This window comes from Stenotrophomonas sp. 80084_Sma (assembly GCF_056481995.1).
In genome coordinates this window covers 1,404,551-1,431,109 of record NZ_CM151177.1, presented here as the reverse complement: position 1 = coordinate 1,431,109, position 26,559 = coordinate 1,404,551, and the positions used below count along the sequence as shown (strand labels likewise).

At 61.6% G+C, this 26,559-nt stretch carries 36 protein-coding genes; 9 read left to right on the top strand and 27 right to left on the bottom strand.

Annotated elements, in window-relative coordinates; translation table 11 throughout:
* Positions 1-124 precede the first annotated feature (124 nt).
* From ACZK3W_RS06715 to ACZK3W_RS06690, 6 genes are all read right to left on the bottom strand, one after another.
* Positions 125-688, bottom strand: a complete 564-nt coding sequence (locus tag ACZK3W_RS06715; protein WP_164089635.1) for a hypothetical protein — start codon at positions 686-688, stop codon at positions 125-127.
* A gap of 11 nt (positions 689-699) precedes the next feature.
* The gene (locus ACZK3W_RS06710; RefSeq protein WP_164089634.1) at positions 700-1,287 is read right to left on the bottom strand and encodes a ParA family protein; all 588 of its coding nucleotides are present in this window, start codon (positions 1,285-1,287) and stop codon (positions 700-702) included.
* A gap of 197 nt (positions 1,288-1,484) precedes the next feature.
* A complete protein-coding gene (locus tag ACZK3W_RS06705) occupies positions 1,485-1,958 on the bottom strand; it encodes a hypothetical protein (protein WP_164089633.1) in 474 nt (157 codons plus the stop codon).
* The gene (locus tag ACZK3W_RS06700; RefSeq protein WP_164089632.1) at positions 1,955-2,182 is read right to left on the bottom strand and encodes a hypothetical protein; all 228 of its coding nucleotides are present in this window, start codon (positions 2,180-2,182) and stop codon (positions 1,955-1,957) included. Before ACZK3W_RS06700 ends, ACZK3W_RS06705 begins: the two co-directional genes overlap by 4 nt.
* A complete protein-coding gene (locus ACZK3W_RS06695) occupies positions 2,179-2,406 on the bottom strand; it encodes a hypothetical protein (RefSeq protein ID WP_140222678.1) in 228 nt (75 codons plus the stop codon). Before ACZK3W_RS06695 ends, ACZK3W_RS06700 begins: the two co-directional genes overlap by 4 nt.
* Positions 2,407-2,974: 568 nt before the next feature.
* On the bottom strand, positions 2,975-3,202 hold the full coding sequence (locus tag ACZK3W_RS06690; RefSeq protein WP_049452612.1) for a hypothetical protein: 228 nt from the start codon (positions 3,200-3,202) through the stop codon (positions 2,975-2,977).
* 343 nt (positions 3,203-3,545) lie between these two features.
* On the opposite strand from ACZK3W_RS06690, the gene ACZK3W_RS06685 reads away from it, so the two are divergent.
* Positions 3,546-3,932 carry a hypothetical protein gene (locus ACZK3W_RS06685; protein ID WP_049433975.1) on the top strand — a complete coding sequence of 129 codons (387 nt, stop codon included), beginning with the start codon at positions 3,546-3,548 and terminating at the stop codon, positions 3,930-3,932.
* 445 nt (positions 3,933-4,377) lie between these two features.
* Positions 4,378-5,823, top strand: a complete 1,446-nt coding sequence (locus tag ACZK3W_RS06680) for an EAL domain-containing protein (protein ID WP_164089631.1) — start codon at positions 4,378-4,380, stop codon at positions 5,821-5,823.
* 460 nt (positions 5,824-6,283) lie between these two features.
* On the opposite strand, the gene ACZK3W_RS06675 is transcribed toward ACZK3W_RS06680, so the two are convergent.
* The 3 genes from ACZK3W_RS06675 to ACZK3W_RS06665 form a co-directional block, all read right to left on the bottom strand.
* Positions 6,284-6,739 (bottom strand): BLUF domain-containing protein, encoded by a 456-nt coding sequence (locus ACZK3W_RS06675; protein WP_049452610.1) that lies wholly within the window; start codon positions 6,737-6,739, stop codon positions 6,284-6,286.
* 61 nt (positions 6,740-6,800) lie between these two features.
* Positions 6,801-7,076 (bottom strand): hypothetical protein, encoded by a 276-nt coding sequence (locus ACZK3W_RS06670; protein WP_049452609.1) that lies wholly within the window; start codon positions 7,074-7,076, stop codon positions 6,801-6,803.
* Between the two features lie 93 nt (positions 7,077-7,169).
* Complete coding sequence (locus tag ACZK3W_RS06665; RefSeq protein WP_049452608.1) at positions 7,170-7,604, bottom strand: BLUF domain-containing protein; 435 nt, start codon at positions 7,602-7,604, stop codon at positions 7,170-7,172.
* 2,156 nt (positions 7,605-9,760) lie between these two features.
* On the opposite strand from ACZK3W_RS06665, the gene ACZK3W_RS06660 reads away from it, so the two are divergent.
* On the top strand, positions 9,761-10,003 hold the full coding sequence (locus ACZK3W_RS06660) for a BLUF domain-containing protein (protein WP_080353422.1): 243 nt from the start codon (positions 9,761-9,763) through the stop codon (positions 10,001-10,003).
* Between the two features lie 280 nt (positions 10,004-10,283).
* Here the strand turns inward: ACZK3W_RS06660 and ACZK3W_RS06655 are convergent, their stop codons facing one another.
* Together ACZK3W_RS06655 and ACZK3W_RS06650 are read right to left on the bottom strand one after the other, a co-directional pair.
* A complete protein-coding gene (locus ACZK3W_RS06655; RefSeq protein WP_049452607.1) occupies positions 10,284-10,535 on the bottom strand; it encodes a hypothetical protein in 252 nt (83 codons plus the stop codon).
* Between the two features lie 214 nt (positions 10,536-10,749).
* On the bottom strand, positions 10,750-11,034 hold the full coding sequence (locus ACZK3W_RS06650; RefSeq protein WP_139042365.1) for a hypothetical protein: 285 nt from the start codon (positions 11,032-11,034) through the stop codon (positions 10,750-10,752).
* Positions 11,035-11,218: 184 nt separating this feature from the next.
* Here ACZK3W_RS06650 and ACZK3W_RS06645 point away from each other — a divergent pair, with 184 nt between their 5' ends.
* Positions 11,219-13,081, top strand: coding sequence for a type 4 pilus major pilin (locus ACZK3W_RS06645; protein ID WP_164089630.1), 1,863 nt, complete (start codon positions 11,219-11,221; stop codon positions 13,079-13,081).
* A 35-nt stretch (positions 13,082-13,116) separates the two neighbouring features.
* On the opposite strand, the gene ACZK3W_RS06640 is transcribed toward ACZK3W_RS06645, so the two are convergent.
* The 4 genes from ACZK3W_RS06640 to ACZK3W_RS06625 all read right to left on the bottom strand — a co-directional run bounded on the left by ACZK3W_RS06640 (position 13,117) and on the right by ACZK3W_RS06625 (position 15,680).
* Positions 13,117-13,638 (bottom strand): hypothetical protein, encoded by a 522-nt coding sequence (locus tag ACZK3W_RS06640; RefSeq protein ID WP_152904938.1) that lies wholly within the window; start codon positions 13,636-13,638, stop codon positions 13,117-13,119.
* A 266-nt stretch (positions 13,639-13,904) separates the two neighbouring features.
* On the bottom strand, positions 13,905-14,399 hold the full coding sequence (locus tag ACZK3W_RS06635) for a hypothetical protein (protein WP_227851957.1): 495 nt from the start codon (positions 14,397-14,399) through the stop codon (positions 13,905-13,907).
* Between the two features lie 74 nt (positions 14,400-14,473).
* Positions 14,474-14,857, bottom strand: coding sequence for a hypothetical protein (locus ACZK3W_RS06630; protein WP_049452605.1), 384 nt, complete (start codon positions 14,855-14,857; stop codon positions 14,474-14,476).
* A gap of 1 nt (position 14,858) precedes the next feature.
* Positions 14,859-15,680, bottom strand: a complete 822-nt coding sequence (locus tag ACZK3W_RS06625; protein WP_049452604.1) for a hypothetical protein — start codon at positions 15,678-15,680, stop codon at positions 14,859-14,861.
* 110 nt (positions 15,681-15,790) lie between these two features.
* Between ACZK3W_RS06625 and ACZK3W_RS06620 the strand changes: the two genes are divergently transcribed.
* Positions 15,791-16,183, top strand: coding sequence for a helix-turn-helix domain-containing protein (locus ACZK3W_RS06620; protein ID WP_145513027.1), 393 nt, complete (start codon positions 15,791-15,793; stop codon positions 16,181-16,183).
* A gap of 112 nt (positions 16,184-16,295) precedes the next feature.
* Here ACZK3W_RS06620 and ACZK3W_RS06615 read toward each other — a convergent pair whose 3' ends face one another.
* Positions 16,296-17,006: a hypothetical protein gene (locus ACZK3W_RS06615; protein ID WP_164089629.1), complete on the bottom strand. Its 711-nt coding sequence runs from the start codon at positions 17,004-17,006 to the stop codon at positions 16,296-16,298.
* Positions 17,007-17,185: 179 nt separating this feature from the next.
* Here ACZK3W_RS06615 and ACZK3W_RS06610 point away from each other — a divergent pair, with 179 nt between their 5' ends.
* Positions 17,186-17,677 (top strand): hypothetical protein, encoded by a 492-nt coding sequence (locus tag ACZK3W_RS06610; RefSeq protein ID WP_239521506.1) that lies wholly within the window; start codon positions 17,186-17,188, stop codon positions 17,675-17,677.
* Between the two features lie 137 nt (positions 17,678-17,814).
* Here ACZK3W_RS06610 and ACZK3W_RS06605 read toward each other — a convergent pair whose 3' ends face one another.
* The 9 genes from ACZK3W_RS06605 to ACZK3W_RS06565 form a co-directional block, all read right to left on the bottom strand.
* Positions 17,815-18,000, bottom strand: coding sequence for a hypothetical protein (locus tag ACZK3W_RS06605; protein ID WP_032960292.1), 186 nt, complete (start codon positions 17,998-18,000; stop codon positions 17,815-17,817).
* A 36-nt stretch (positions 18,001-18,036) separates the two neighbouring features.
* Entirely contained in the window at positions 18,037-18,282 is a 246-nt protein-coding gene (locus ACZK3W_RS06600) for a hypothetical protein (protein ID WP_164089628.1), read from the bottom strand.
* A 480-nt stretch (positions 18,283-18,762) separates the two neighbouring features.
* The gene (locus tag ACZK3W_RS06595) at positions 18,763-19,128 is read right to left on the bottom strand and encodes a hypothetical protein (protein WP_164089627.1); all 366 of its coding nucleotides are present in this window, start codon (positions 19,126-19,128) and stop codon (positions 18,763-18,765) included.
* The gene (locus ACZK3W_RS06590) at positions 19,125-19,349 is read right to left on the bottom strand and encodes a hypothetical protein (RefSeq protein WP_130519092.1); all 225 of its coding nucleotides are present in this window, start codon (positions 19,347-19,349) and stop codon (positions 19,125-19,127) included. Before ACZK3W_RS06590 ends, ACZK3W_RS06595 begins: the two co-directional genes overlap by 4 nt.
* Before the next feature lie 787 nt (positions 19,350-20,136).
* The gene (locus ACZK3W_RS06585; protein WP_057502459.1) at positions 20,137-20,523 is read right to left on the bottom strand and encodes an H-NS family nucleoid-associated regulatory protein; all 387 of its coding nucleotides are present in this window, start codon (positions 20,521-20,523) and stop codon (positions 20,137-20,139) included.
* 61 nt (positions 20,524-20,584) lie between these two features.
* The gene (locus tag ACZK3W_RS06580) at positions 20,585-20,731 is read right to left on the bottom strand and encodes a hypothetical protein (RefSeq protein ID WP_164089626.1); all 147 of its coding nucleotides are present in this window, start codon (positions 20,729-20,731) and stop codon (positions 20,585-20,587) included.
* 111 nt (positions 20,732-20,842) lie between these two features.
* The gene (locus ACZK3W_RS06575) at positions 20,843-21,736 is read right to left on the bottom strand and encodes a DUF4942 domain-containing protein (protein ID WP_164089625.1); all 894 of its coding nucleotides are present in this window, start codon (positions 21,734-21,736) and stop codon (positions 20,843-20,845) included.
* Positions 21,729-22,094, bottom strand: a complete 366-nt coding sequence (locus ACZK3W_RS06570; protein ID WP_164089624.1) for a hypothetical protein — start codon at positions 22,092-22,094, stop codon at positions 21,729-21,731. Before ACZK3W_RS06570 ends, ACZK3W_RS06575 begins: the two co-directional genes overlap by 8 nt.
* Before the next feature lie 134 nt (positions 22,095-22,228).
* Complete coding sequence (locus ACZK3W_RS06565; RefSeq protein WP_164089623.1) at positions 22,229-22,615, bottom strand: hypothetical protein; 387 nt, start codon at positions 22,613-22,615, stop codon at positions 22,229-22,231.
* A gap of 490 nt (positions 22,616-23,105) precedes the next feature.
* Between ACZK3W_RS06565 and ACZK3W_RS06560 the strand changes: the two genes are divergently transcribed.
* Positions 23,106-23,360, top strand: coding sequence for a hypothetical protein (locus tag ACZK3W_RS06560; protein WP_040008411.1), 255 nt, complete (start codon positions 23,106-23,108; stop codon positions 23,358-23,360).
* A 6-nt stretch (positions 23,361-23,366) separates the two neighbouring features.
* Positions 23,367-23,645 (top strand): hypothetical protein, encoded by a 279-nt coding sequence (locus tag ACZK3W_RS06555; RefSeq protein WP_164089622.1) that lies wholly within the window; start codon positions 23,367-23,369, stop codon positions 23,643-23,645.
* Between the two features lie 556 nt (positions 23,646-24,201).
* Here ACZK3W_RS06555 and ACZK3W_RS06550 read toward each other — a convergent pair.
* Entirely contained in the window at positions 24,202-25,197 is a 996-nt protein-coding gene (locus ACZK3W_RS06550; protein ID WP_164089621.1) for a magnesium transporter CorA family protein, read from the bottom strand.
* 190 nt (positions 25,198-25,387) lie between these two features.
* Entirely contained in the window at positions 25,388-25,795 is a 408-nt protein-coding gene (locus ACZK3W_RS06545; protein ID WP_164089620.1) for a hypothetical protein, read from the bottom strand.
* Between the two features lie 250 nt (positions 25,796-26,045).
* Between ACZK3W_RS06545 and ACZK3W_RS06540 the strand changes: the two genes are divergently transcribed.
* The gene (locus ACZK3W_RS06540; RefSeq protein WP_164089619.1) at positions 26,046-26,543 is read left to right on the top strand and encodes a YciE/YciF ferroxidase family protein; all 498 of its coding nucleotides are present in this window, start codon (positions 26,046-26,048) and stop codon (positions 26,541-26,543) included.
* Positions 26,544-26,559: the final 16 nt, after the last annotated feature.

Genomic DNA, 26,559 nt, shown 5'->3' with positions numbered 1-26,559 from the left:
GGCCCCTCCCGCCTTTTCTCCACAACGCTTTTGCTCTAGCCGCTTTTGCCGTTGCTCTTTCCACCCGCCGCCAGCCATAAAAAAGGCGGCCCATGGCCGCCTGTCGTTCACTACCAACCCAGGGCTACCGTTGTTTCCTCGCCCGCCCCACGATGGCTTTCCGAACCTGTCTCCGCATTGGATCCAGGTCATCGGTTGCCGTGGTCACGACGAGGCGACGCTTGCTCTTTTTGAGCTCCTGGCAAGCCCAGGAAGCCAGCGCAATGAGCGCGGTGGTGAGAATCGGCTGTTCTTCCCCGGTGACGTCCTGAATCTGCTCCCGGAGCTTGGGCGGCACGGTGACCATCGTTCGCTCCACACGCGCCCCGTTCTCGTCGCGGTAGTCGAACATGGTGGAGTCGCGTCCCACGTCCAGATGAACCCTCTGGCCGTCCCGCAGGTAGGGCCGCTCCTCGGAGTAGTCGAAATAGGTTCTCCGCCCAGGCGCGTCCCCTGCAGCCACCATCAGCTCTGCCAGTTGCCCTTCGGAAAACTGGCCCAGATCAATGAGCGGCGCATACGTGCGTTCCGGCTTGGCGTGGACCACTTTCGCGGCCTTGGACAGGTCTTTGCGGGCCGGGGCCTTCTTGGCAACGGCGTTCTTGGCGGGGGTCTTTTGGGCAGCCATGAGGTCCGGCAGGGGCAGCATTGGGATGTCCATCATGCCTTCCCCCGCGCCGGGTTGACCAACCTTTTTTGGATAGCCTGACCTACCCGCAGAATGTCCTCACGCGCCTTATCCACGCCAGCGCCGCGCATGGAGAACACGGTCTCGCCGAGCTCGTAGTAGCTCGCCAACGCCGCCCGCTCGGGAATGACGATGGCGCCTGCCAAGCTGGTATCTTCCAGGCGGCGGCGGTGCTCCGCCCGTTTGAGGTTGACCCGGTTGGCAACCGGCAGGATGGGCTTACCCTGACGTCGCAGCGTGTCGATGGTCCGCAGGTAGACAACGTAGCTGCCGCCGTCGAGCAGCGTTGGGACGAGATAGAGGTCCGCGTCCGGCAACTGGTCTTTCACTGGGGCACTGGGCGGCATGTCCTGGATCTCCAGGTCAAATCCAGGCGAACTTGAGCGACTCACGGTGAACGGGGTTTCCCCGTCGCTCATCGCTGACCAGGCCACGGAACCGCATTGCGGGTCGCGGTCGTTGACGAGCACGCGGGATTGGCCGGCGAACGCGGCGGCGAGGTTGAGCGAAAGCGTGGTGCGCCCCACGCCCCCTTTGAAGCAACAGACAACGAGGCGCATGAGATGGGCTCCTTTTATGGGTAGGTTGTGCAACACATTACGGTGCAAACCTAATCCCGCAAGGGCCGTGCAGCTAGAGGGGTTTAGCCGTGCAGACGTCGGAGGTTCAGCGACCTCAGGCCGCGGCGGGAGCCGTGGCCCACCCTGCCGTTGTCTCCACCCCGCTTTTCGGCGGCGAGCAGCCGCCGGCCTGGGCGTCAGGCCACGGCTTTATGGTTGCGACGGAGGTGGGCGTAGGCGGGGTGAGGCCGATGAAGCGCGGTGTGGGACCATTCGCCTGCCCGTTGGCGTCCAAACCATGCCTGCATGGCCGGGCAAAGAACGCCCCCGCAGACCTCCGCCAGCGTTCGGCCTTCGTCCACCCGTCGCCGCTCCAGCTTCCCCGTGTGCCCCCGTCGCACCACGAACCGCTCCCCAATCCGGACCAGCGGGTTGGCCCCGGCGTCCATGAGCGCTTCGACCATCGCGGCATAGCGCGCCGCCAAGATCCGGTCCGACTGGACGGCCTTGGAGTACATGACGCTCGCGACCGCCAACGGTGTGATCCCAGGATCGCCGGCCACGCCAGCATCGAGGTCGGGCGTCCCCTTGAGTGTGTGCAGCCACCCATAGAAGGCCAGCGGGTCGTTGGTTTGGATGGCCCTGATGAGGCTTTCGGTCCCGGCACTCATTGCCCACCTCCCAGAACCCCGATGAGCACCAGGGCCACCAGCACGATGCTCCACCACGCCTTCGAAACCTCTTGCAGAACGCTTCCTTGGCGATGCTCCGCCGGCAGTTGATAGAAGCGCATCAGGGCGCGCCCGGCGGAGATGGGGTTGGCGACCAGGTCCCGGTAGAACACCGCGGTGCTCAGGACACCGACAAACAGCAGGGCCATGTTCAAAATGCTCATACGAAGCGCTCCTCTTCCTTCTTCCAACGCCGCTCATGGCGGGCGCGGGTGGCCAAGCGCTGGATCCTGCGGTGCTTGTCGGCCAGCTGATTGAGGCCATTGGTGCGGTCCAGGAACCGCGCGGCGGTGTGGAGTTGGAAATGCGCCAGGTCAGTGCTGGCAGGCTCGACGGGATGAATCTTCATGTCGTCACTCTCTTTTTGTGGATAGGTCGGTTTACCCATTAAACCGCTCCTACACACTGATCCAACCACAAGTTCAACCCGTGTCAACCCATTGATTTGAAGCATTTTTGACTAAAAACAGAAACTACTCTCAGGGCTTGCCAGAACGCGGTTCTGTCGCATGTCGACGTGCATGACACGTCACTACTGGCCTCGCCTTCCTGTTAACGCCCCAGGCGTTGGCCTGGTCGAGTGCTGCTCGCACTGGGTTGCCACCGCAATTAGGGCCGCCGCGTTATGGGTCTACCCCCGTGTCGCCATCCGGCTCTACGTGGCGTCGGATGTGGAGAACGTTCGGGATCTGGCCAGCCGTATTGAAGGTTCCCACGGCGTCGCCGGCTCGCTACGCAGCGCCAGCACGATGAACGTTCTCGGGGAGGGGCTCGCTCCCGCCGACTTCCGTCAAACCAGTCTCGTAGTCAGTAGCCTTCCAGGCGATATGTTACGACGCTACAACGTTCAAAAATGCAGTAAGCTCTTGCTCAACCGCCGGATCAGCGCACAGGAAAAACACGGCCTCGTGGTGGTAGGCCTCCGTGAGCGTGGAGTGGATGCTGATTCCTGCGGCTTAGGGGGTTCTCACAAACACGTCGTGCTGGCGCTGCATGCCCGCTTGGTCAGCCTGATCCTGAAGCGCGCGCTTAGCCACCGCCGTCCGCTCAGAGACATGCTCCATTGCAGGGGTTCCGACCCCGCATGCGGTGTAGAAGACCTTGCCCTTGAACGTGGTGCGCCAGACACAAACACTCCCACCATCGCTCAGGGACTGCATGTTAAGAACAAGGCTGCTGATCATCGGAATTCATGGGAAAGGTGGGCCGCAGCTCTCCAAACGACGCCATCCGCTTGGGCGGCTGAGACACGCGGGGAGGGGGCCAGCCCTAGCAGCACCCCCATGGACCGTGGGCGACCTGCCGGCCCAATCGTGGCGGTCATCGTCCAATGGGTGTACCTGTTCCATCACACGTCTCGCGGGATGGGAGCTCCAGCAAGGGAGCGCTCGATCTGTCTGGGGGCCGCCACCGGTATTAAGGCCAGCCCGGGCCTCGTCCACGCTGAACGCAAAGAGGCTTGCGCCTTCGATCGGTGGGCCTCACAGTGACACGCATGGCCTTGCATGAGCGAACACAACCACCGCTATGACCGCTCCTCTGGATCACTTCGCAGACCTGTGCATGGCGGCCCAGGGGTTTCGTCCCTCGCAAACGAGGCTGACGGCCTTGTGTGATCAAGACCTGGTTTGGTTCCAGCCGGGCAAGCCAGCCCGGTTTGGACTCACCGAGGTGGGTAAGTCGCAGCTGATGGAGATGTTGAAGGCGTGTTGTAGCGGGGCCGTCGATGAGCCGCTTGCCAAGGTCAAGTCGATGCGACCCAACAGCGTGGAGTTCTCGGCTGGAATGGCTTACTTCGACGAATTCGAATGCAATCTGCGCCTGGGCGTTCGACCTGAAATTCTCCCGAATCGTTTGGCCTTCCTCGCTTGGCTGATCAAAGAGCAGCCTAGCGCGCCCATCGCCCCAAAGTAGGCGCCATCGCCCACAAGCTGCCGACACCTCTCCCGTCCGCTCCTTGCACCACAGCACCATTGCATCGGGTGTCTGACGGAGAGCGCAGGCGTGCCCTCGCAAGCTTGGGCTCGACCAAGCGCCTGCCCACGCCAACCGTGTAACAGTATTGATCTACGATAATTGGCCGCCGCAGTTGTCAACGCTGGCGGTCGCCTCGCTCACGGCCTGCGGCTGTACAGTTCAGACGCAGATGCGTGGTTGTTCGATCAAGGCTTGCAAGCCAGTGGAGGTGGGGCTGAAGTTCATGGGCAGCTTGCCGATAAACCTGTAACAAGGTAAATGAGGCGGGAAGCCCAGCGAAGCGATGGCGCGTTTCAGATCGGGGGTTGCTTTGAGCGTTCGAAAGGATCGGGTTCGCTATGCCTTGACGGTCGTAGGGGCCACGACGGTGTGCCTTCTGGCGATGCTCGCCGTCGCCCAAGCCATTCTCTACGTCCGTGACAAGGAAGGATCGGAGGCAGTGGCAGAAGCCGCGGTGGCACGCTCGGAGGCTATCTCTCTCGCAAGGCGCGTCGCGGCCGAACAAGCGTCTCGCATAGGGCTGCCTCGCTGCTCGGCCGCCGACATTGACTCGCTGAAAGAGATTGCGTTTCGCTCCAGCTATATGAGCGACATCGGTCGCATCCAAGACGGACGCCTTGTCTGCAGCGCCCTTTGGGGGCGCTCGCGCCCCTACAGCCTCCCCGCTCCACGCTTCTCCAGCGGAGGTGTCCGGATTTGGCATGCATCGGATCTCGTTGGCTCCCCCTACACCGGGTCCAATCTGATCGCCCAAGGCGACACGTTCACCGTGTCTTCTCCGTCTGCCTTCGAGAGCTTGGACCCTGCGCGCAGCAGCTCCATCAGCATCGAAACGAAGGACCGATCATTTGCATTCCGGACCTTGTCCCCGACCAGCCGCGTCGGCAACCCCTCTGTCGTCCAAGCTCAGCATTGCAGCCATGTGGCTGACGTCTGCGCCTTCGTCACCAGCCCTAGGCACGTGGTGTCCGAGCTGCCCTCGGCGTTGCTCACCACCATCTTGGCAGCCGGGGCGACGATGGGGCTGTTGCTGGCGTTCCTGCTGATCAAACACCGAATCACGGCACGGCAAACCATCCAGCAACGGCTGGTGCTTGCGCTGAAGCGCAGCGAGATCGAACTGGCCTACCAGCCCCTGCGTCGGATTGGCACGCGGGAGCTCGTGGGATTTGAAGCGCTCAGCCGCTGGCGCCCGCCGGGAGACGATGAAATCCCGCCGGCCATCTTCGTGCCCATCGCCCACCGCCTCGGCCTGAGTCCTGATCTTTTTCGATACGTCCTGGCCCGTGCCATGAATGACCTCGCCCCCGCTTTGCGGGAGCACAGGAACCTCTACGTGAGCATCAATGCCGAGCCTGTGGACATGGCCCAAGAGTGCATCGTTCGCTACATCAGCAGCGTTACCACCGATTTTGGCGTGCTCCCCGAACAAATTCGCATCGAGATCACCGAACGGGAAGAACTCGTGTCTGCCACCGCCAAGAGCAACATGCAGGCCCTCTCGGTTCTGGGATACCGGTTCTTGATCGACGACTTCGGGACGGGCAGCGCGAATTTCTCCCACCTCGCCCAATCGCCGTTTCGAGGAATCAAGATCGATCGCATGTTCGTGGCCGCTATCAACGAGGACTCCCCCCTGCGGCCCGTGTTGCCAGGGATGTATCGCATCGCACGTGAGCTTGGGCTGGATGTCATCGCAGAAGGCGTCGAAACAGAAGAGCAAGATTTGCTGCTCTACCGGATCGCGCCGGACGCCATCGGCCAGGGATGGCATTACGGCCGGCCTCTCTCAACAAAAGACGCTCTGGCCGCCATCCAGGTTGGGTAGCCCTCCCGCGCGGCTGGACCCAAGCCTGTTCACTGGCGCTTGACCTCCGTCCTAGCAAGATGTCCGTGCGTCCGATGGACGCGACAATCGTGAAACTCTCCGCTATGGCGCTGACCCCAGTTGGCGCCGCCGAACCAACGGGGTGACTCCCCCTCGCCCTAGGTGACGCCCCGGCAATTCAGGGCATCGTCGTGATCGGCACCCCTAGCCACTGGCCTTTCTAGGCCAACGTGCGCCGCGCACCAAACCAGTGGTCGAAACCGCCTAGCCGCTGGTCTGGCTTTTTGCTGGTGAACGTACTGGCTGAGCGCTTTCCAACAGCGCCGCTCGGTCCCTTCGCTGTGCCGTGGGCTGTCAGCGTACAGCGCGCCTCTTGGTCATATTTCTGCTGCGGCAATAGAGGGATCGGGCAGCGGTATCTGGCGTGCGGACTGCGCGGACGACCCCGTAGATGAATTCTTCAGAGTGGCTTCGAGAGGGGCCCCACGTAGACGGAGGCAGACGGCCCTCCCGTGAAGCGCACAAGGAGATCCATCGCCGTTGCATTCATTGCGTCCGCATCGCCCCGCTGAGAGAAGCTGGCCCAGTCTGCCATCGCGATGCTCTGCAGCTGGCCCTCCTTGGCCTCAAACAGCCGCATAGGCCACCGCGGCAGCCGACGTTGCGAGACACGCCCGCGTGCCAACTCGATGAAGTTCAGGTGGCTGCGCGCTTCGGATGCCCTGGCGTAGGCAACGCGAAGGCCATCCGGTGGACCCTCCATGTAGGACAGGAACCGGGCCCCGTCGTACAAGGTCACCCCGGTCACGCCGGCCTGTCTGTTGAACCGCTCCGCGTCGGCCATCAACTCAACCAGCCGCCCAAGGCTAAGGTAGGGGCTGGCCTCACTCACAAAAACCACCGCACGGTTTGGCATGACACGCTCCTAAGATTGCTTCAGACCCAACAACCTGACGGGTCGGGAAGAGCAACAAGTGCTACACAGCAACCTTTGATTTTGCCTTCCAGGCGCCTGTTTCCAGATCCTTCCGCAGCACCCAGTCCTTTGCCGGAATCTTTGCCCCACGGGCGGTCAGGTAGTCCGGCATGAATAGCATGATCTCCCCCCCTTGAATCAGACAGCTGGTCGAGAGGACCACGCCGTCACTGAGCTCGACCAAGCAGGTGGTTCTCTCGCCCAGTTCAGCCTGCTCGCCTGTCAGGGACGCGGTGGCCCCTGGGTAGATGTGGCTGTGAGTAAATTCCAACCGCATGGCATGCCCCTGTCGAATGCCTCAAATTCATGACTCCCCTGCTTCCACTGTGCAACGTGAATCGGGCGGCCTACAGAGGAAATCCGTTACCCATCACTGCGGAACGTCATCGAGACGATTGCCGACCAATGCGGCAAGCCGCTCCATCCCCGTTTCTGGGATGAATTTCCCTCCGAAGCGTTGGGAGAAATTCACCCAGTTCGACCTCATCAGTGCTTTGAGCTCGGCTTCTGAAATCCGCAGGAAGAGCAATGCATGCGCAGGGAACCGCAACTGCTGGATGGATCCCCGCGCCAGCTCAACGATTTCGGTATGCAGGGTGACGGACTCGGTGTAAACGGAGCTCGCAGCCACCGCACTCGCTGTGCCTTCCATATACGTTAAAAACCTGCTGCCGTCGAAGCATACAACTGCACGCGAGCCGCACTTGGCATTGAACTCTCGGCCTGCACGCATGACTTCGGGCAAGCGCTCATCAGCGATGCCATCCACCGCCGCGCTCACGAACACCAGCGCACACTTGGGCATTGAGGGCCACCTCCAACTCCGCACCAGTGAGTCTAAACAGGCCAAGAGTAGATCAGCTGTGTAGAAAACGCAGTCGGGCTCGGACCGAAGGTGCGGTCCTTCTGAACCGTTAAGGATGCGCCATGGTTGGGACCATTCTAAATCAAGCTGGCTGCAAGAGAGTTGACCTAGTTGGCAGCGTCGCCCCGAGGTGCGCGAGGACTGCGGCCTCAACGACCGAAGTGCTGCAGAGAAAAAAGATTCCATCTCGCGGTCCAGCCGACGTCAAAGACCGATGGAGGGTGATCATCGACGCTGATTCATCGCCCACGGACACCTCGTGGAACTTCGACCCGAAAAGCGAACCTGGAGGGCTCTCCGACTTGCTTTCGTGTCCTGCCGTAGCTCCACACCGTACTGCCCAGGCGTCCCGATGCCACTAGCGGTGAAGAGGTACTTTTTCTTGAACGAAGTCAACCAGACCAGAACTGATCCGCCTTGGGCGAGAACGCGCTTGTGAGCCAGCTTGCTGCGTATCATCGGGCTGCTCGTTGTTGACCGGGTTGATCGATTCGTCCCGCCTGTCGCCCGTGGACGACCGACTTGGGAGCTTCCAGCGATGGACGGGTTCAGTATCAGACAGCGGCAGCGGTGAGAGCAACGCCCACGCGCTGCCCACCATTTCGGCCGTCCAGGTAGGCGCGCTCACAGCACCACAACATGCCGTTCTCCGGGCGAAACAACCCGAGCAGGCTGCGCAGGGCCTAATCCTTTAACTGCCTCGCCAGGCTCAGCTTGAGCACCGAGGCGCTCATGGCTCCGCCGATTCAGTTCCGCGGTGCACGCGAGACAGACGCCATCCACCGTGCGACTTGAAGTAGCCCGTGTCGCCAGTCAACGAATAGCGAAATCCGGCCCAAATCGATGTCGGCACGGAGCCGTGCCAAGTGCGAGCCTTTTGGTAGGCGTAGCGAAACGAACGCATCATTTCGCTTCTCCGCGGCGCAGCCATTGCCGACACGACGGCGCTTTGAAAAGCGCGATTGCGAGTTGGAGCAACCCCAACGCAGCTGCGGCAGCCAAGATCACAAGAGCAAGAGACAAAAGGAGGTCCATGGCGGGGGTCCTGCAGGCCCGTGGGGTGGCAGCACCTCTGAGCGCCCGGGCCATTGGCGCTCAGCAGTCCCCTGTCCGCTACAAGTGAAGATCGCCACAACCGCGTGATATCGGCGTGAAAGCCAGCCGCGTCATTTGTTGCCGTTGCAATCGCCCACTTCTGACCTCCTACTAGTGCTTGGAACCGGGAAATCGAGTTGATTGAACAGTCTAGGCAATGCACCCGTCTTCATCAGTGATCCTGTTCATATTCGGTCAGAAACATCTCACACTGCTCGCTCCGCTTCCGACAGCGCTCTCTCTTCGCGTTGACTGTTCAATGCAATCTTCGACCGACTTTGTAATCCACCAAGTCGATCCCACACTGCTGAGCAAGGGGGCGAGGGCTGGATCTGCAGCTATCCTGATGACCTGCCAAGCGTGCCGAGCTAGGTCCACCGTCACCATCGGTGGCGGACTGCAGACGGATAACGCGGGTGTCTGGGTCACTTGTCCGGGATGCAACGCGAATGCCATGCTGGGTCTGGAGGAGATTTGGCGCCTTTGGAGCAGTGACGCCGGGATCGCCTTTGCAGCGGCATTTGACGCGTCGATCAAAGCGCCAGTCAGCGTGATGCCGGAGGGAGATCGTCGAAGAGGCCCTGACCTATCGCCTAGCGGTTGCTGCAATGGCTGCAGCTGAGCACGGCGCCACCGGAGATCGATGTCAGCCCAATGGGCTCGCTTGAAACGAAATCACTGTCGCACATGTGGCAACGGGCGTGGACTTTCAGCGCTTTGGACACCGCCTGCGGACCCGCGCTCACGCGCTCGACCCAGACCAAGCGAAACCGTCCAGTCTCACCAGCCGCACCACAGCTTTCATTCGCGTCCCGCTCGCACATTCAAGTTACCAACCGTGGCGTATGGCTTAGCATCAGACGGCGAGGGAGAAGGCAGCGTGCTGCGCTGCTGAGCCTCACGTGAAGCCGATTTAGTCAGGTGCGCGATGAACTGGATCGGCCAAGCGCGGCGAACCACCAGGGAGTATCGTGTTCAATCCACTTCAAACGAGCCCATCCATGCTGCGAGCCGTTGCCTACCGAAGCGTTGCCGACCCGGGAATTGATTCCACCCGCCTCGATCAGATCGTGCGCGGTGCACAACGCTTCAACCGGCTAGGCGGCGTGACAGGAGCGATGCTCTTCGATGGAGCCCGCTTTCTCCAATACGTGGAGGGACCAAACGATGGCATAGAAGGCGCCATTGGACGCATCAGGGCCAGCGATGACCACACCAACCTCCATGTGCTTGGGAATCGCTGATCGAAACCCGGCGCTTCCCGGCTTGGGACATGTGCTGCTTTATGCAGCCCAACACTGTGCTGGATCGGCTGTTCGTCGCCCCGTGGGGAAGTTTGGACCGCTCGCTGGATCACGCCGGCAACCCGGTCGGTGGCTTGTTGCTTCTGCGCCAGATCTTGGCGTAAGGCCGCAGCCCAAGGGGAGGCAGCCCCTGCTTCCCACGCGCGCCAGAGATCCACTCACGGCGGTTAGCCACACGCGGTTGCGAGAACCGCAGTTTCAGAACAACGCTGGTGCGCTATCAACTTGCCGTAGTCGAATCGTGGGCGATCTTGTGAGACAGGTCTGCGATGTGCCGTTCGACGGCGGCCAAGGCTAGCTGCATCGCGTCGCCCTTATTGCGGATCACACCCCTCTCCCGCACCTTGACGTCCACACCGTCTACCGTCGCCAAGTAGTGGAAGACTTCATCGGTCGGACTGGTGATGGTGACAACGTAGGTATGCCCACCCATCGTGTCTCGCATGGTGTGGCGGAAACCCTCTGTCTTCATGACCGGTTTGCAATGGTAGGCTGGGATCAATCTTACGCGGATGAGCGAGGCTAGAGGGCGATAAATGACCTCTCGGCCGGATCTGCTTTGGCTGCTGAGGTCTCGGGTAAGCAGGAGTTCGCTTCCCCTCCGTCCCTTCGCAGTTCCCGTAGCAGTCGTTGCCTATGATGACAATCCGGCCGCCGTCACCGCCGCCGCCTTGAGAAGGCGGGGGTCATCGAACACCGCGACTCCCAAGAGACCAACAAAGAGCGGGGCGAGGTTCAAAAGGCTTATGCGAACCGCTCCTCTTCCTTCTTCCACGCCGCTCATAACGGGCGCGCGTGGCCAAGCGCTGGATCCGGCGATGCTTGTTGGCCAGCTGATTCAAGCCGTTCGTGCAATCCAGAAACTGCGTGGCGGTGTGGATCTGGAAATGCGCCAGGTCGGTGCTGGCAGGCTCGACGGGATGAATCTTCATGTCTTCACTCTCTTTTTGTGGATAGGTCGGCTTACCCATTAAACCGCTCCTACACCACGATCGAACCACTCCCCAGATCCCTGTCAACCCATTGATTTGAAAGATTTTTGACTAAAAATGAAAACTGTCGCCAGGGCTTGTCAAAACGCGGTGGTGTCGCATGCTGAAGTGCATGACATCGCATGCGCGCCCTCGCCGCCGTTCTTCCGCCCCAGGCTTTGGCTTGGTCGAGTTGCTGCTCGCATTGGGGGTTGCCACCGCAATGGGGGCCGCCGCGTTCTGGGTCTACCCCCGCGTCACCACTCGGGTCAACCTGGCGTCGGACGTCGAGAACGTTCGGGACCTGGCCAGCCGCGTTGATCGGTCCCATGGCATCGTCGGCTCGTTCCGCGGCGTCAGCACGTTGAACGTGCTTGAAGATGGGCTGGCCCCCACAGACTTCCGCCAAGGCAGCGCAGCGACCATGAGCAACGCATGGGGCGGCGCGGTGACCGTGGCCCCGGCCACGGTGCGCCTGGCAGGAGATGCCTTCACCGTGGGGCTGTCTGGGCTTCCTGCGCGGGCCTGCGTGCCGTTCGTCTCCGCCATCGCAGGCGACGCGAACGTGCGGGACGTGATCGTGGGCAACACCAGTGTTTTGTTGGGCAACGGCGGAACCCTAGACATCCCCGGCTTGGGATTGGCGTGCGGGGCCGATGGGGCCGTGGTCGATGTCGTTTATTACTCAGGCCTTGTGGCCGGCTCGTCGGTGGCCGTGGTGCCCACGCTTCCCCTGCCCTCCACGCCCGCCGTCCCTGGCCCTTCAACGCCGACACCGGCTGGCCCCGTATCCACCGCTCCCAGCGTGCCCGATGCAGTGCCGGGCGTTCCTGGGAGCGTGTCGCCAAGCCCTGGGGTTGCTCCTTCCCCGGCGGTTCCGCCGCTTCCTGTTGCGCCCAGCGTTGCGGTGCCTCAGCCGCTCCCAACGCCGGTCCCCACCCCGGCTCCGCCGGCCTTGGTGCCGTGCCGGCAATCGGAAAGCTCGGCGGCCCGGGCGAGCTGTCCGGCGGGCACGTGGGGCACAGAGACGGTGCGCACGCGCCAGGTCTGCGCTCCCGGCGACGTGGATCCAAACTCAGACGCCGCGTGGAAGCATCCCGAGGCGTGGGTTCAAGCCCAGACGGTGGCGGCCGTGACGACGAGGGATTGCCAGGCCTGCCCGGGGACCACCCGTGAGGAACGCGATCAATGGCTCCCCACGTCGCAAGCCTGCCCGTCGGGTCAAGCTGGCACGCACACCTGGGAAGGGCGGCAGGTGCGGTCGAGGGACGTGTTTACCCATTGCCCGTTTGGCACCACCGCTCTGCCCGGCCCCACTTATGGCGGCTGGTCCAACTGGGTGGATACAGGGGCGCGTCGCAACGAGGTCAACACATGCAAGCCCACGGCTGCTCGCTGCAGCGATGGCAGCTTGCAGGTTGTGGCGTGGCACTCGGCCGATGGGCAGGACGTGCCGCCGCCCTCGGGTTCGAGTGGCATTTCTTACTGGTATCCCGACGCTGTGGTGCGCCTGACAGCAGCGGAGAAAGCAAAGCTGGACTGGGCCATCGCCAACGTGCCCATCCAACGGGTCGAGACGCCGGCACCGATGCCCGGCAACTGGCCCGCCAACGTGAGCGAGTCGGCTTTCTACGAAGAGCAATGCAACGCGCTTTCGGACGCCGGGAACATCCGCTACGCCTATTCCTACGACTTCGAATGCGTCTCCAACATGGGCATGCACTACTGCGACTACAACTGGACCAGCGGCGGCACCTCTTTGGCCGTGTGCCGGCAAGCGTGCGCGTCCGACTTGGTGGGCAAGACCAACAATCCTTATCGCTGGGAGTGGCCCGAGTCGTCGGTGGTGGCTTCGACGCCCTATTCCACCTGCACGGGCCAGCCCGGATGCACGCCCAACGGTGGGTTTGGCACCCAGCAAGGCCTGCCGGCGTGCAACGAGCACAACGTGGGTCAGACCTTGGCGTTCAACTGGTATCGCCAGTTCTACAACCCGGTGCGGGTGGACTATCAAGAGATTACGTTGACGTGCCGGGGGCCAACCTGACATCGAGCTAGAGCCCGAGAACAGGTGATTTGCCCTTAGAAGGGATTCACCACTGGTTTCTCGGGCTTGGCAATACCAATCGTCAAACTCTTAACCTTGATCGCACCAATCGCATAGCGCAGGTTGGAAGGACACATGTCCATCACCACATCCGACAGCGACGCTGTGACCGCTTCTGCATTTGGGCGATCCTGCTTCCACTCGTAGCGAATCGCTCCCGACGAAACCTTGAAGTTTTGCCCGCCCTTGTAGACGCACTGCTCTTCTTTCATGGAGTTGTCCACCTTGGGCTCACCATACTTGCTGGTGATCAACGACTTGACGCTATCCACGATCCGATTGGAATCACCCAGATCAATATTTATCGATTGCAACTGCCCTGCGACGAACGTAAGAACCGCCTCTTGAGGCTGGTCACTCAAAGGACTGACGATCTTCGTATTAAACTTATCCTCGCCCGACACTGGACTTGAATGTTTGTATTCGTAAGGCTCCAGAGGAGCGGCAAGGTAAACCCCGTCAGTGGGCGAAAGGCCCTCAACGGCGCTGCGCGACACTCCAACCTCAAGCTTTCCAATACCTATAGGCCCCTTAGCAAAACATGCAATAGGCACTAGAGCCAATGCTGAGACTACGATTCGGATAACATTCATGACTCCCCCTGATTGAGTTTCCGCACGCTTACCTAAGCGCGTTGCGAATGACATTAGGCGGCACCAGCTGGTCTTCCTGACCCAATGAACGGCGCGGTCGTAAGTCCGGCGTGGTGCTGCTTAGGTAGGCGAATATATCATTCAGACTAGGCGGCCAGTTGCAGAGAGCATCATCCGGGGAGGGCCGTTCTATCCCACGCCCGCTTGACCCACCCGAACACTACGGCCAGCACGCCGATCAACAGCACGCCCCAGAGCCAAGCCAAGTAAAACGCTGCGGTAGCGATCTCCCCAAACTGGGGATGATCGGCATATTTGAAGCCCAGAACGGCGGCCGCCACCACCGTTACCACGCCCAATCCGCCCCCGAGCAGCGCCCCTTTAAGGAAGCCGTGCTTCCGAAAATACGGCATCCGCCCCGTTCGGACGTGCCAGTCCCAAAGCCGCTGAGCGCGGATGTGGAGCGCCAGGCAAAATGCCAAAAACGCGAAGACGAGCGCACCGGGCACACAACAGACCACGCCGATGAAGAAGTCGCGCTTCATCACCTCCACGCCGGCCGCCAGCCCAACCAGGCCCAACGGGCCCAAGATGACGCTCGGGAGGATCAGCGCGGATGGGCCCGGCGGCGCATACACAACTTGCTGCGGCGGATCGCGGTTCATATGGTCCTCCCCTGTTGGATGGCTGCACGCTTGATCGGGACCGGCGTGCAGTCAAGCGGCGGACTGCGGCCCGTTTAGCCCGCAGACGTCCCTTCGTCGGTCACTTCGACCACTTGCCAACCTTCGCCTTGCGGGCGGAACAGGGCCCGCAGCTTCGGCTTAAGGGCGCTCGGCTCCTCCTTGGTGGGCTGGCCGCCGATGTAACCCAGGGCCTTCACTGACCCGCTGACCAAGCACTCTTGATCCCCATTCGCCTTCTTCTCGCAGTCGAGATCCAAGCCGCCCGCGTCGGTCACTTCAAACCGCCAAGAGCGCTGGAGGGTTGCCTGCCTCCCCTGCTCGGTGAAAAAGCCTTCCACGACCTTCACCCCGTCCTCCTTCGTGGGGCCCTTGTCGCCAGAGCAGGCCGTCAGGGTCAAAAGTGCCGCTGCTGCGGCCACGATCAGTGCGTGCTTCATGTCATGCGTCCTTGTCTTTGGAGGGGGTGATGCCGATGATCTGATTCTTGTAGCCGATCTCGAGCCGGTCGATTTGCAGAACGATGTCGGGCAGGCCGTTGGGCTTCAACCTGCCCTCCACGACCTTGAAAAAGATTCGGTCTCCCGTGGCGTCGCGCCCCACCCGTCGCAGCTCGGCCGCGTCTTCGGGCTTCAATCGCAGCGCGGCATGGTAGCGCCCACCATGCTCGACCCCGACCACCGCACTGCCCTTGCCCAACGGCGAAGGGCCGATAACAGCCGTCGGAAGAAAGTCAGGCGAGCGGGGATACCAGTCGTGGTTCATGACCAGCACGTAGGCGTGGAGAATGTTGGTGCTGGGGTCGATCTCCACGTCGATGTAGGGCCGCAGGTAGAACGCGTCGGTGGAGGCGATCTGCCGCGCCTTGGCTTCAAACGCAGACGCCGGGTCGCCCTGCAGCCCTACGCGTTTGAACTGGTGCCCCCATGAGCCAATGCAGTGCGTCCGCATGGCCGGTGTCAGCGCCGCGCCGGCCTTGGCCTGGGCAAAGAGGTTGTCTTCGCACATGCCGAAACCGGCCGAAGCGGTGGCCGCCAAGCCCCACCGGATCCGGGTGTAGCCGTCGAGCATCGGAGGGTCGCCGTCGTCCCAGTAAGTCCCCGCTGGTTCCAAATAGGGGCTCCTTGCCCGTTCACTGACTGTCCTGGGCGTCCCCGAGATCGCCTGCCCGATCTGCCGCAGCAGTCCTTTTGCCTCTTGGGCTTGGACCCCGGCCGACACCATCAACGCAACAGCGAAAATGCCCCCTGTCCAATGCTTCATGCCCTGCTCCTTGCCGTGGTTGCCTGCAACTTACGTGTCACGTAGAGTCTACCCGGGGCGTAGGTCATCCGTCATCCTGCCCGCATGCCTGCACTGCATCCGTTCAGCCCATGACAGCAGCCCCGTCCGCTCCCCGGGCGATCGTGGCGGCGCGCCTGCGCCAAGCCCGCGAGCTGAGGGGATTGAGCCAACGGGAGGTTGGAGTGCGTATGGGGTTGGACAAAGACACTGCATCCGCCCGCATCTCCCGCTACGAGTCGGGATCGATGTCGATCAGTCTGGAAGCCCTTTTCAAGCTGGCCGAAGCACTGGAAGTGCCACCGGCTTACTTGGTCGCAACGACGCCAAGCATGTCCGAAGCCATTCTCGCCCTGAGCATGGAGAGCGTCTCCCAGCAGTCCCGCTTGGCGGACATGTTGAACGCGCTCGTCAAGCTGCCGACTCAAGAGCGCGAAGCATTCGCCAAACTGCTTGAAGGCAAGTCCACAGCCGCGGCCGAGTAACGCGCGCTGTCGCCTAGTATCGAGCTTTCCTTAAAGATGCAGATGTTCCACCCCATCACCAACCGTCGAAAAGAAGGCACCCCCAGAGTCGCTTAGGAAGTAGCTTCCGCCCTCACTTGGTAGCAAAGCGAACCGTGGCTTCGCGCGTCTTCCCGTTTCCGCCGTAGGTCACCACAAGTGGGTCAAACCCGCCAAACTTCACCGTCCAAGACTTGTTGCCTCGGCCCTCCGGCTTGGACGCAAACTCAAACTGATCAATAGTTGCAGGCGGATTTCCGCCGGGCCACTTTGAGATCGAATCGGCCAGTAGTCGAGATGGGACACTGCGAAGGTCATAGACCTTCACCTTAATACCGTTTTGCTCAATGGTTGCTGCCGCGCTCTGGCTCTCTGACGGCTCTTCCTCCCCGTCCCCCTCCTCATCTGGGGTTGAGCGTGACTCAGCTCCGGATCTCACCGGTTCGGAGTTTTGCAAGAGCTCGGGGTTTTCCTTAAGAACCTTTTGGGCAATCTCTGCAACCGGATGCGTCTCTGCAAAAATGCCAGCGGCAGAAAAGCGCAGCAAAGGAAGCCCGTTTGCTCCAAATAGGATCAATATCACACCGCCACCCAACAGCGCGGCACTCAACGTCGAGGGCTCGATCTCACGCACCTCAACCTTCAACGGCTTCAAGCTTCCGTCAAGCTCAACCGAGCTTTGCTTGGCGGGATGATAGAAAAGGGCTGCGGCACCCGAAACCATCGCCACACCCAGAAGACAAAGCCCCCATCGGAGAGGGGAAGGCATCATTTTTGTGGTGGAACTCGGTGCATCTGTCGACATTGCCCAACGTCCTTGATTCGGCCTCGAATCCCCGTTATCGGCCAGCCTTGCCGATCCTTGAGCCTCTTCTCCCTCGCACCTAACACCATCACCGACTTGCCTCCAAATGTGACCCACGTCACTATTGAGGAGGGGGACGAAGCCTTCCTGGCTCTGGCCATTCACAGGGGAAGTGACCGATGGCGAACAAGAATGGGGCCGCTGCGCCTACGACTCTGGAAGAGTGGTTGAATGGCCGCCCAAGCTGGCTGCGCATGGCCGCTTCCGCGGTGATCCAGCACCGCCGCATGCCGAACGAAGAGGAGATGGAGGCGCTGGCGGATCACTGCCTGGCCGAGGCAGCCAAGAAGCTGGATGCTCCCCACCCGGCGTTGGCACCGGGAACCATCTTGGGGACACCCACCGCCGCTGAGCTTCGCATCGACTCGGTCTCCTCCATCTGCGGCGTCAATGCCCTTGGCGAGGACGCGGCATTGGACCTCAGCCAAGGCCAGATGACCGTGGTCTACGGACCCAACGGGGCCGGGAAATCGGGCTACGCCCGTTTGATGAAGCACGTGCGCGCGAAGAAACGCGTGCAGCCACTCTTCCGCGTCTTTGGCGCCGGTCAGTTCCCAAACCACCACGCCTGCGACGCAATCCCCAGTGACGGCGAACGGGTCGTTGTTTAAATCGCTGCTGGATAGAGGGGAATGGAAATCGGCCCCCTCGTGGAACGCCTGAAGCAGCTGCTGCCTGGCAGCAATATCCCGGCGCGCCGTCCATGCGAGGCGAACGAGCTCGGATGGTGGCCAGGGCGGAGGGATCATCAGAACTCGTAACCGTCCGGCACGCCCGAGGGGATGCCCTGCATGGGGCCCGAGTAGCCCACCTGCTGAACCAGGTTCTGGGCGGTTTGCGACATGCGATCCAGGCGTTCCGGGACTTGGTCCAGGGCGAACAGAACCATGCCAAAAATGGCGATGTTGAGCAGTTTGTTGAAAAGTTTGCGCACGAGCGGGGTCCTCCGTGGTTGTCAGGGGTTCTGGTTTCAAAAAAGTTGGTGGTGTTGGGCGATGCCGAACAAGCAAAGCGCCCAGGTGGCCGCAATCGTTGGAGGAGCCAGGCAAAGCGGCACGCCGAGGGCGATGTCCGACAGCTTGGCCTTGGGGTCGGTGACCATCTCCCATCCCAGCTTGGCCGCCCCCATCCCCGACATGGCGTCGAACAGGAATCGCAGGAGGGCTCCAGGGGTGGAGGACCGGGCGGGCGCTTGGGTTTGGCTGCGGGTATTCATCAGAGCGCATCCAATCGATCAGCAATGGCCAATCCGGCGACCAATCCAGCCAAGAGGCAAAAAGCAAAGAACGTCAACATGGGGTTTCCTTTGGTTAAAGAGCATCGGCGCTCCTCTCTGATCTCAAAGTAAAAGAAAACCAACTTTTCGCAATAGATTGACCCTGTATTTTTCTGACTAGAATGCAAAACTGACGGGCATTGGCAGAAAACGCCAAAACCTTGAAACCTCTCATATTTCCACTTCCCGCCAAACACCGGGCCCGGCGGAAGCCGAGGCCCCACCTGCCTTTTCTCCACCACGCTTTTGCTTTGAGCCGCATTTGCCGTTGCCTTCTCTCTCCTAGAGCTCAAAAGAACGCGGCCCGGGGCCGCGCCTGAAAAGCCCCCTCCGGGGAGGTTAGGACATGGGCCGGGGCTTCCGCCCCAGCGTCCGCGTGGCTGTCCTTGGCCCCATGCCCGCAAAAGGCAGTCCGATTCGTCAGGCGCAGGCTTGGATGCATCGCCAGACCAACTGGCGAACGGCTTCTGTCTGACGAATCCCAGCCCGGTTGCCGTCGATGATCAGGGCCATGGCGACCTGGGGAGCCACCTGCACACTGGGAAGCGCGGTTTTATAGCGCTCTCGCCCCTTTGCCTCTCCGGCCCACGGCGTCGGGCATCGAGGGGAAAACGGTTCTCGAATCTGGGCGTGTTGCTCGATGAGTTGAGCCAGTGCAGCGCGCATGCTCAGGCCTTGCGCGGCGGCCAGGGCTTGAAACGCGGCTTTGCTGGGCGCGTCAATCCACGTCTCGTGGATGGTTTCGACCAAACGTTCTGGGGGGCGGAGAATGTAGCGTTTGGTCATGCAGGGCTCCCGTGCGGCTTGGCCATCCATCCTTGGGCGGCCGCTTCTTCAGCGGTCAGCAACGCGGAAGTGCCCAGGAAGCGCGTGAGGTGGTAATGGCCGATGGTATGGGGATACCGCTGGAGGTGGGCGTGCATGTTCTTATCGAAGTAGCACTGACCACCCGAGCGGCGCTGGTATGCGTAGAAGCGTTTGCGGCGACTCGTTGCTGGCGTCTTCATGCCGAACCCCCGCAATCGTCGCAACGCTGCATCTCTGCCGGATACGTTGAGAAGGGATAGGCCCCTTTCTGCCCCACTTCCCCGCAGCACCCACACTGCATGAGCCCCCGAGCGGTTTGGCAAATCGCGGCCTCCGGGCCTTGCCAAACCACGCCGACCACGACGGCTTCCCACGAGCTGCCGCTCCGGGCAACCACGGTGAGCCTGTCGCCGTTCTGAACATTCTGGGTGGGCACCCGGGCGCCCCACTCGCCCGTCTTGAGTTGGATAGGGCTGGCGTGGTGGTGGGCCATTAGAAGCACCCCCGACAACCAAGGGGAGCAAAGCCTGACCGGCCAATAACATAAGCAATCATGCGAAAACCTTTGAAGAGGGGGCACTCCCTCGCTACCCACTCAAACTAAGCCGCCTACAAAAAATCGCAATACTTTCACCCCACGTTTTATCGACCAAATATCAAAACTGCCAAAGTGGCAGCAAAGCGTTGAAGAACTTGAAGCGCAGCACATTTTCCAGCTAAGCGCCGGGCCCGGCGGAAGCCGAGGCCCACCCGCCCCTTCTCCACACAACGCTTTTGATTTGAACCGCTTTTGATTTTGGCGTTGCTTTTTTCTTTTCAAGAGATCAAAAGAACGCGGCCTGGGCCGCGCCTGAAAAGCCCCCACCGGGGAGGGTTAGGACATGGGCCGGGGCTCCCGCCCCAGCCCCGCTTTGCCTTCCCTTGGTTTCAACGCCCACAAAAAAAGCCCCGGTTTCCCGGGGCGCTGTCTGCAACGCTCAATGGCAATCAGGCCTTGAACGGGTGCGCCGGCCATTCCTGGTCCGGGTGCTTCTTTTTCCACGCCTTGCCTTCGGCGGTTTCGGCCCACGCAAGGAAGGCCTTCGGCTGACGTCCAGTGCCAGCCCAGGTGGTGCCGTCCGGGATCTGGAACTTCGGGGCGCGACTGATGCCGGCGCTCGCGGAAACCGCCTTGCGTGGCTCAAGCAGCGCCTTCAGATCGTTCTTCTGCTTCGTTGTGTAATGCTGCCCAAACTGCTGCAAGGTCTCATAGACTCCTGCAAAGCTGGCCCCGGCTTCAGCGGCGACCGCTTCGCTTTCCGCTTTTTCCATTTCGGCCAGCAAGGCCTCGGCCTCGGCCTTTTTCTTTCGGATTTGTTCAAGCGTCAGTGCCACGGCTTTCCCTTGGGGTTGATCAAACCCCGATCCTGCCGTTTTGCGAGACCACTGTAAACCCTCAACGACTCATACCCGGCTTTCGGTTGGCCAGTGCCACGGGGCTTCGCCCTTGGAAGTCACTCAGGGCCACGTCCACACCCGCGGCGATCAACCGCAGGCAGCTCTCCGTGTCGCCGTTGTCGGACGCCAAATGGACCGGGGTCATGCCGGCATGGTTGAAGCTCTCTCGCCAAGCACCGGCCTCCAACAATGGGCCCACCAAGCTCGGGTGTGTTCATCCCCAGGTTCTACCGTGCAATCTCGCAATGTCCAGCCGCTACCGGGGCGCCGGCAGCGCCCCGGGCATCAGTTCCGAGATCCGGGCATTGAGCTTGTCCACCAGGCCCATGGCGTGCTTGTGGAAGATGACGTGGGCGTTGCCGTTCTTGAAGCGACGCAACTCGAAATACGGTTCCCAGGGGGCGCCCGTCATGTCTTGAGCGCCTGCAAATCGCCTTGAGCCGCTCCGCGAATCTGGCTCGGGCTTGCCGTCGGCCTGGCAAAGTGCCCGAATCAGATCGTCCAATTGGTTGGAACTCCTGATATCGGGATACCAGCTCGTGCTGAAACGGTCCTGCGCCTCGAAGTGCCCCTTAAGAATCAACTTCGGGGCCAAGCACACGGGCAGGTTGGATTTGTAGTCCCACGACAACCCCCGGAAGAGTGCCAGCAAGCCCTCGTTGAGCATCTGCCCCCGCTCGGCGTGGATAGACTGAAACGTGGCCGCCACGTTTTCTGCCGTGAGCGTTGGGGGTGGCGCGGTCGCCTTGCCCGTGTCGCGCAAACCAGCCCCCAGGCGAATCGCTTCGTTCCATTCAACCCGCCGCTTGCTGTCGATGAAGGACCACAGACCGGAGAGGGTCATCAACTGGGTCCAACAAGCAGCGTCCACGGCTGGGGTGATGCGCTCCATGAGGATCTGGAGCGGTTCGGGCTCCGCTTCCTTGGAATACCGGCGATTGACGGCCCCCAAGGCCTGGCAGACGCGCTCCCACAACCGCCCCTCGCCTGCGCTGTAGCCTTCCAGCGTCGAGAAGTCATCAAGCCCCGCCTGCTTGGCCTGCTCGTTGGCGTCCAGCAACGCCTCGAAGGCGCGTTGGTAGCCGCCCAACACCTGGTCGCGGCGAGCCAGGAACTCGGGGAGGTGCATGCCCGGGATGAGATCAGACATGGAACACCTCCGTGACCTTGCTGCCCTGGATGCAGTGGCCGTGCAGGTCGCTGAAATCGCTCAACGCTTGATATTCGGCGCCGTTGGGGTCAGACAACTCACCGTGTTCCCAGCCGGGGACGGTGATTGTTCCTTCGCTCGGGAGCTGCTCCGCCAACTCGCCCTCGGTGTCCCACTCGATGTTTTCGATGCGGAACGTGCGTGGCGGCAGGATCGGCTCGGTCCCCGCATCGGTGAGCAGCTCCACTTCCACCGCAGCGGCGATGGTGCGAGCGGGCGTGCCGGCCTGGGCCAAGCCAACAATGCCCAAATCCCGGTGCTCGGGGGCCAGGGGGAACATCGGCGTTGCGTTCGTCATGAGTTGTTGCCTCGTCAGTTGGTGACTGAAAGGCTACGGACCGCCAGAGCCGGGCTCTACGCGCTAAGAGGGAGCCCCCTCTTAGGCCTGAACGGAGCTTCAGGAATAGCTCCCATCCTCACCCAAGAACGGCTTCAGCAGTTGCCCGTCTCGTGCATCACTAGGAACCCTTTGGAGATCGGCGTGTCGTCGGATGCAGCGTCCTGCTGGGTGGCGCGATTGGCCTTCATGGCCATCGACTCGGCCCAGACACGCAATCCGATGTCCTGCAGAAGGATATCTTCCCTCTTGCTCGCGGTCGATTCGATGATCCAGTGGCGGCCATACGCGCCATGCATCAATGGCGCCCCTGGCCATCCTTTCCGGGCGACGGTCATGGCCAGTCCGGCGATCAACCGAACGTCAAAGCATCGCCTCGTTTCTTCCTCGGATAGCTCCAGGCGTGGAGCAAGCAAAGCTTCCCGGGCCTTCGCATCGGTCTGTATGACCCGCTCAAGCTCTGCTGGGGTTGGAGCCTCCATGCGCGTCCACACTTGCGCTGGCAAGCATGCCTTGACCCAGTTCCAAGCGCTTGCGGTGTCGTCAGACGGATCAGCCGGGTGCAGGATGAGCCGACTTTCAAACACGGCCCGGAGGGTTTCCGGGTGCTTCCACTGGCGACCGTGGATTTAGTGTCCCCAAGCCAGGATCTTGTCGCACACGGGCACCACCACGGGTGCTGGCGCGGTCAGAAATCGTTCAACGCCCGCCGCACTATTTCGGCCACGCTGACCTGCACCGATCCGCTTTTCCGGCGGTTGCGCCATTGGTCGGCCCTGGGAATCGGTGGCCGATACCATCAATCGCGCGGACATGAAACTCTACGACCGCCGAAAGCGGGAACGGCAGTGAGCCTGCCCTCAGATCCGGGCATGGGGCCAGTTGTGGGCTGCCCTCCTTACGCCGATGATCGCCTTTAGCGTAGCAAGCGGCCCTTCAGTGCCGCCCAATCTCACCGATGGAGAGGGCAACATGGATAAGCGGGTGTGCTTTGATTTCGAGATTGATTTCAGTAACGGGGGCGGGATTCAGGGCCAAGGCTTCCGGCTGGACATCGCCGGTGACGACATCACCAATGAGGCGCTGGCCGACTACATCGTGCGCGACATGCGCCTGCTGATGGTGGGTGAGGTTCGCATCCTCAACAAGGAAATCATTGAGGAGCCTCATAAGCGCCCGGCGCACGACCAAGACGGTTCAACTGTCCACGACTCAAAGGACGGTTGAGCGGCCATGCATCCTGATGTTCTCGGCTGGGCTGCAACCGTAGTGCTGATTGCCACGCTGGTCCGGCAAACGATCAAACAGTGGCAGTCTCCCCACCCCGAAACGGTCTCCAAGTGGCTGTTCGTCGGTCAGATGACCGCGTCCACCCTGTTCACCGTCTACAGTGCACTTTTGGGGTCAACGGTATTCGTGGTGACCAATGCCCTGCTGCTGCTCACGGCCGTGGTGGGACAGGTCCTGGCTTGGCGTCGACGTCGGCGAACCGACGCGCCGCCTCCCTGCTGACCCAGTATTGGCTGCACCAAGGAAAGCCGTGGTAGGCGTTTAGCAGCCACTCTTCGTCAGATCCGAAACGGACGTCGTCTGACATGCTCGACCCGGCCTCCGACCGTGACCAGCGTCGAGATGGCCCAGTCGCTGGAAGCGGACACGGGCGGAAGCAACAAGATCTCAACGCCGGCCCCCATCGCCGCGCCTTTCCATACCTCCACTGTGCCATCCTCGCTAGGACTGCGGTGGAGGCCCCAATCCGAAGCGAACTCCGTCAGCTCCTGCCTTCCATGAATCCCATCGAGCGCGCTGCAAAGCGAATCATACTGAGCACTCCTCACTCCCCCTTGCATCGTTTTCTAACCTGCGCTTCACCATCCATCCCAGACTACTTCATGGCAGACATGAAGATCGAAAGCCAGTCTGAATCCCTCAGGAGAACGCCAACTTTCTGACGGGGCAGCCTCCGATCCATTACCTGAAGCTGGGACCAGGGACGACACGCAGCGGATTCAGGCAGGTTTCCGCCTGTGCCTCGCAGAAACCCTATCTGCCACGGACCGGGGCAGGATTACAGCCACCCGCGCTTTCGCCCGACGAAAATGGAGGTCGCGCCCAGCCCCGCCATGATGCCCACCGCAATCCAGAAGCCTTCGGTCTTCATGCCGAAGAAGTTGGCATCGAAGTTCATGCCCAACGCGCCCGCGATGACGGCCAGCAAGCCGGTCACCACCGTCACGAAGGTCAGCAGCTTCATGCGTTCGTTGGTTTGGAGCTCGGTCTGGGTGCTGAAGAGCTGGAAGCTGCCAACAACGAGCTCTCGGGCGTTCTCGACCACGTCCAACGCTCGCTCAAACCTGTCGTCCAGATCGCGCAAGTGCCGCGCCACCTCTTCGGCCCCGTCAGGCACGAAGTCCGGCCGCGAGAGGCCGTCGAAGACAGTTCGGTGCGGTGCCAGCATCCGTCGGAGCCGAGAGGCCGCGGCTCGGAGCGCGGCGAGCTCGGGCAGGGCCGAGCGCCCAGGGGGCTGATCAGACAAGATCCGACTCTCCAACCGTTCGATCTCCACCTCAAACAGCGCGACGGCGGAGAAATACGTGGAAAGATGCCAATCCAACAATGCGGCCACGAAGCTCGCCTCGCCCAAGCAGCCGATGTCGCGGGCGCTCTCGGGTTCCCGCTCCCGCAGATCAGCCAAGAAGGCAATGTCTTCGTCGTGGTGGGTCACCGCAAAGTTCGCCCCAGCCACGACGGTCAACACCGCGCCCTGGAACTTCAGCCCCTTCCCACGCAACACGGCTACCACGCGCGCCATAAAATGGTCGGCGAACTTTTCAAGCCGGGGATTGGTGGCGATGGGACTGCTCGGCAGGGACGCGGGATTCAACTTCAGCGCGCGCCACACCTGTTCGGCTTGCTGATTGGGAGCCCCGCATAGATCCACCCAAAGAAGTTCGTCGTCGCTCGGAGGATTGCTAGGAAGATCCTCCAATCGAAGCGTGCAACTGCCCTTCTCGCGATAAAGCTTGATGGTCAAGCCACTTTCAGGAACGTCGGGGGTATCCATGCGGGAATCTTGCCGAGCGCCAGTTGAGCCACACGTGAAGATCCAACACTGCGCTTGCCCCGCGCCAAGAATGGCCTTGAAACTGCGCTACGCCGCCCGGACGGTCGTTGAGGTCCTCGGGGCGAAAGCGAAGACCCTGAGGGTTCGACAGTCCAAGGTCTAACTGCGCTCACTCGCTTCGCAAGGCTATTCATCCTTCGGCATCGGCGATCCGCACATACGCTTCTGTCATCGCCGCAGAGAAGTGAGCGCCGCAGCGAAACGCATTCAGCAACGCGCCCAAGAGGTAGCGGTGCTCGTCGACGGGGAACAGATCCACGTGGTGCTCGCCCTCTCGAGTCGCGTGTTTCACTGCATTCCGCAGCCCCACCATGTCCTCTTTGATGTCACGGTAGATCAGATCTTGGCGAGCGCTCATCTGCCTAGCCACCTGGAGCATGTGCTCGCCAATGGTGGGGGTGTCGTTGGCCGGGGGCAGCGCGCGGAGCATGTCCTCTGCCGTCCCGGCCAGAAGCACGACGGTGGCGGGGTGAAGTCGCGCCAGATAAAGCACGCACGCGGCTTCCAAGTGGCCGATGGCGATGTCCAGTTTGCTCAAGCGCATGGGACCACGCCGTGGGAGGGACGTTCATCATAACTCCCATGTCGGCGACCGGCCCGGGGAGTTCCTCATTGACAGGGCGCAGGGCTCCGGCCCTGACCGCTTCCCTTTCTGGGCACGTCTGATGGTGCAGATTTCTCCGTTTCCTCCGCTACGCGCGTGTCATAACCTTGATTGCACCGGTCCTTCACGCATCGTCGCCGACCAGCGGGGCAGGGTAATGGCTCTCCCTAACTCGGATGCCCACATGGCTATCAAGACCGCTGAAGAACTGTTTGTGCACGAGCTCTCTGACATTTACAGCGCTGAAAAGCAGCTGACCAAGGCCCTGCCCCGCCTGGCCCGTGCTGCGGAGAATCCGGACCTGGCCGCCGCCTTCGAGGCCCACTTGGAAGAGACCCAAGGGCAGATCGAACGCATCGATCAGGTCGTGGAGGTGCTGGGGATCCGCCTGAAGCGCATCAAATGCGCAGCGATGGAAGGCTTGGTGGAGGAAGGCAAGGAAGTGATCGATTCCATTGAGAAGGGCCCGGTGCGCGACGCCGCCCTGATTGGCGGTGCCCAAAAGGTGGAGCACTACGAGATCGCCTCCTACGGCACCATCGCGGCGTTGGCCAAACAGCTGGGCTACAAGGACGCCCTGCCCTACCTTCTGGAGACGTTGGAGGAGGAAAAGGCGACGGACGAGAAGCTGACCATGCTGGCCGAGCAAGGCGGCAATCAGAGCGCTGCCAGCAAAAAGTAACGTCGGAGCGGGCCTG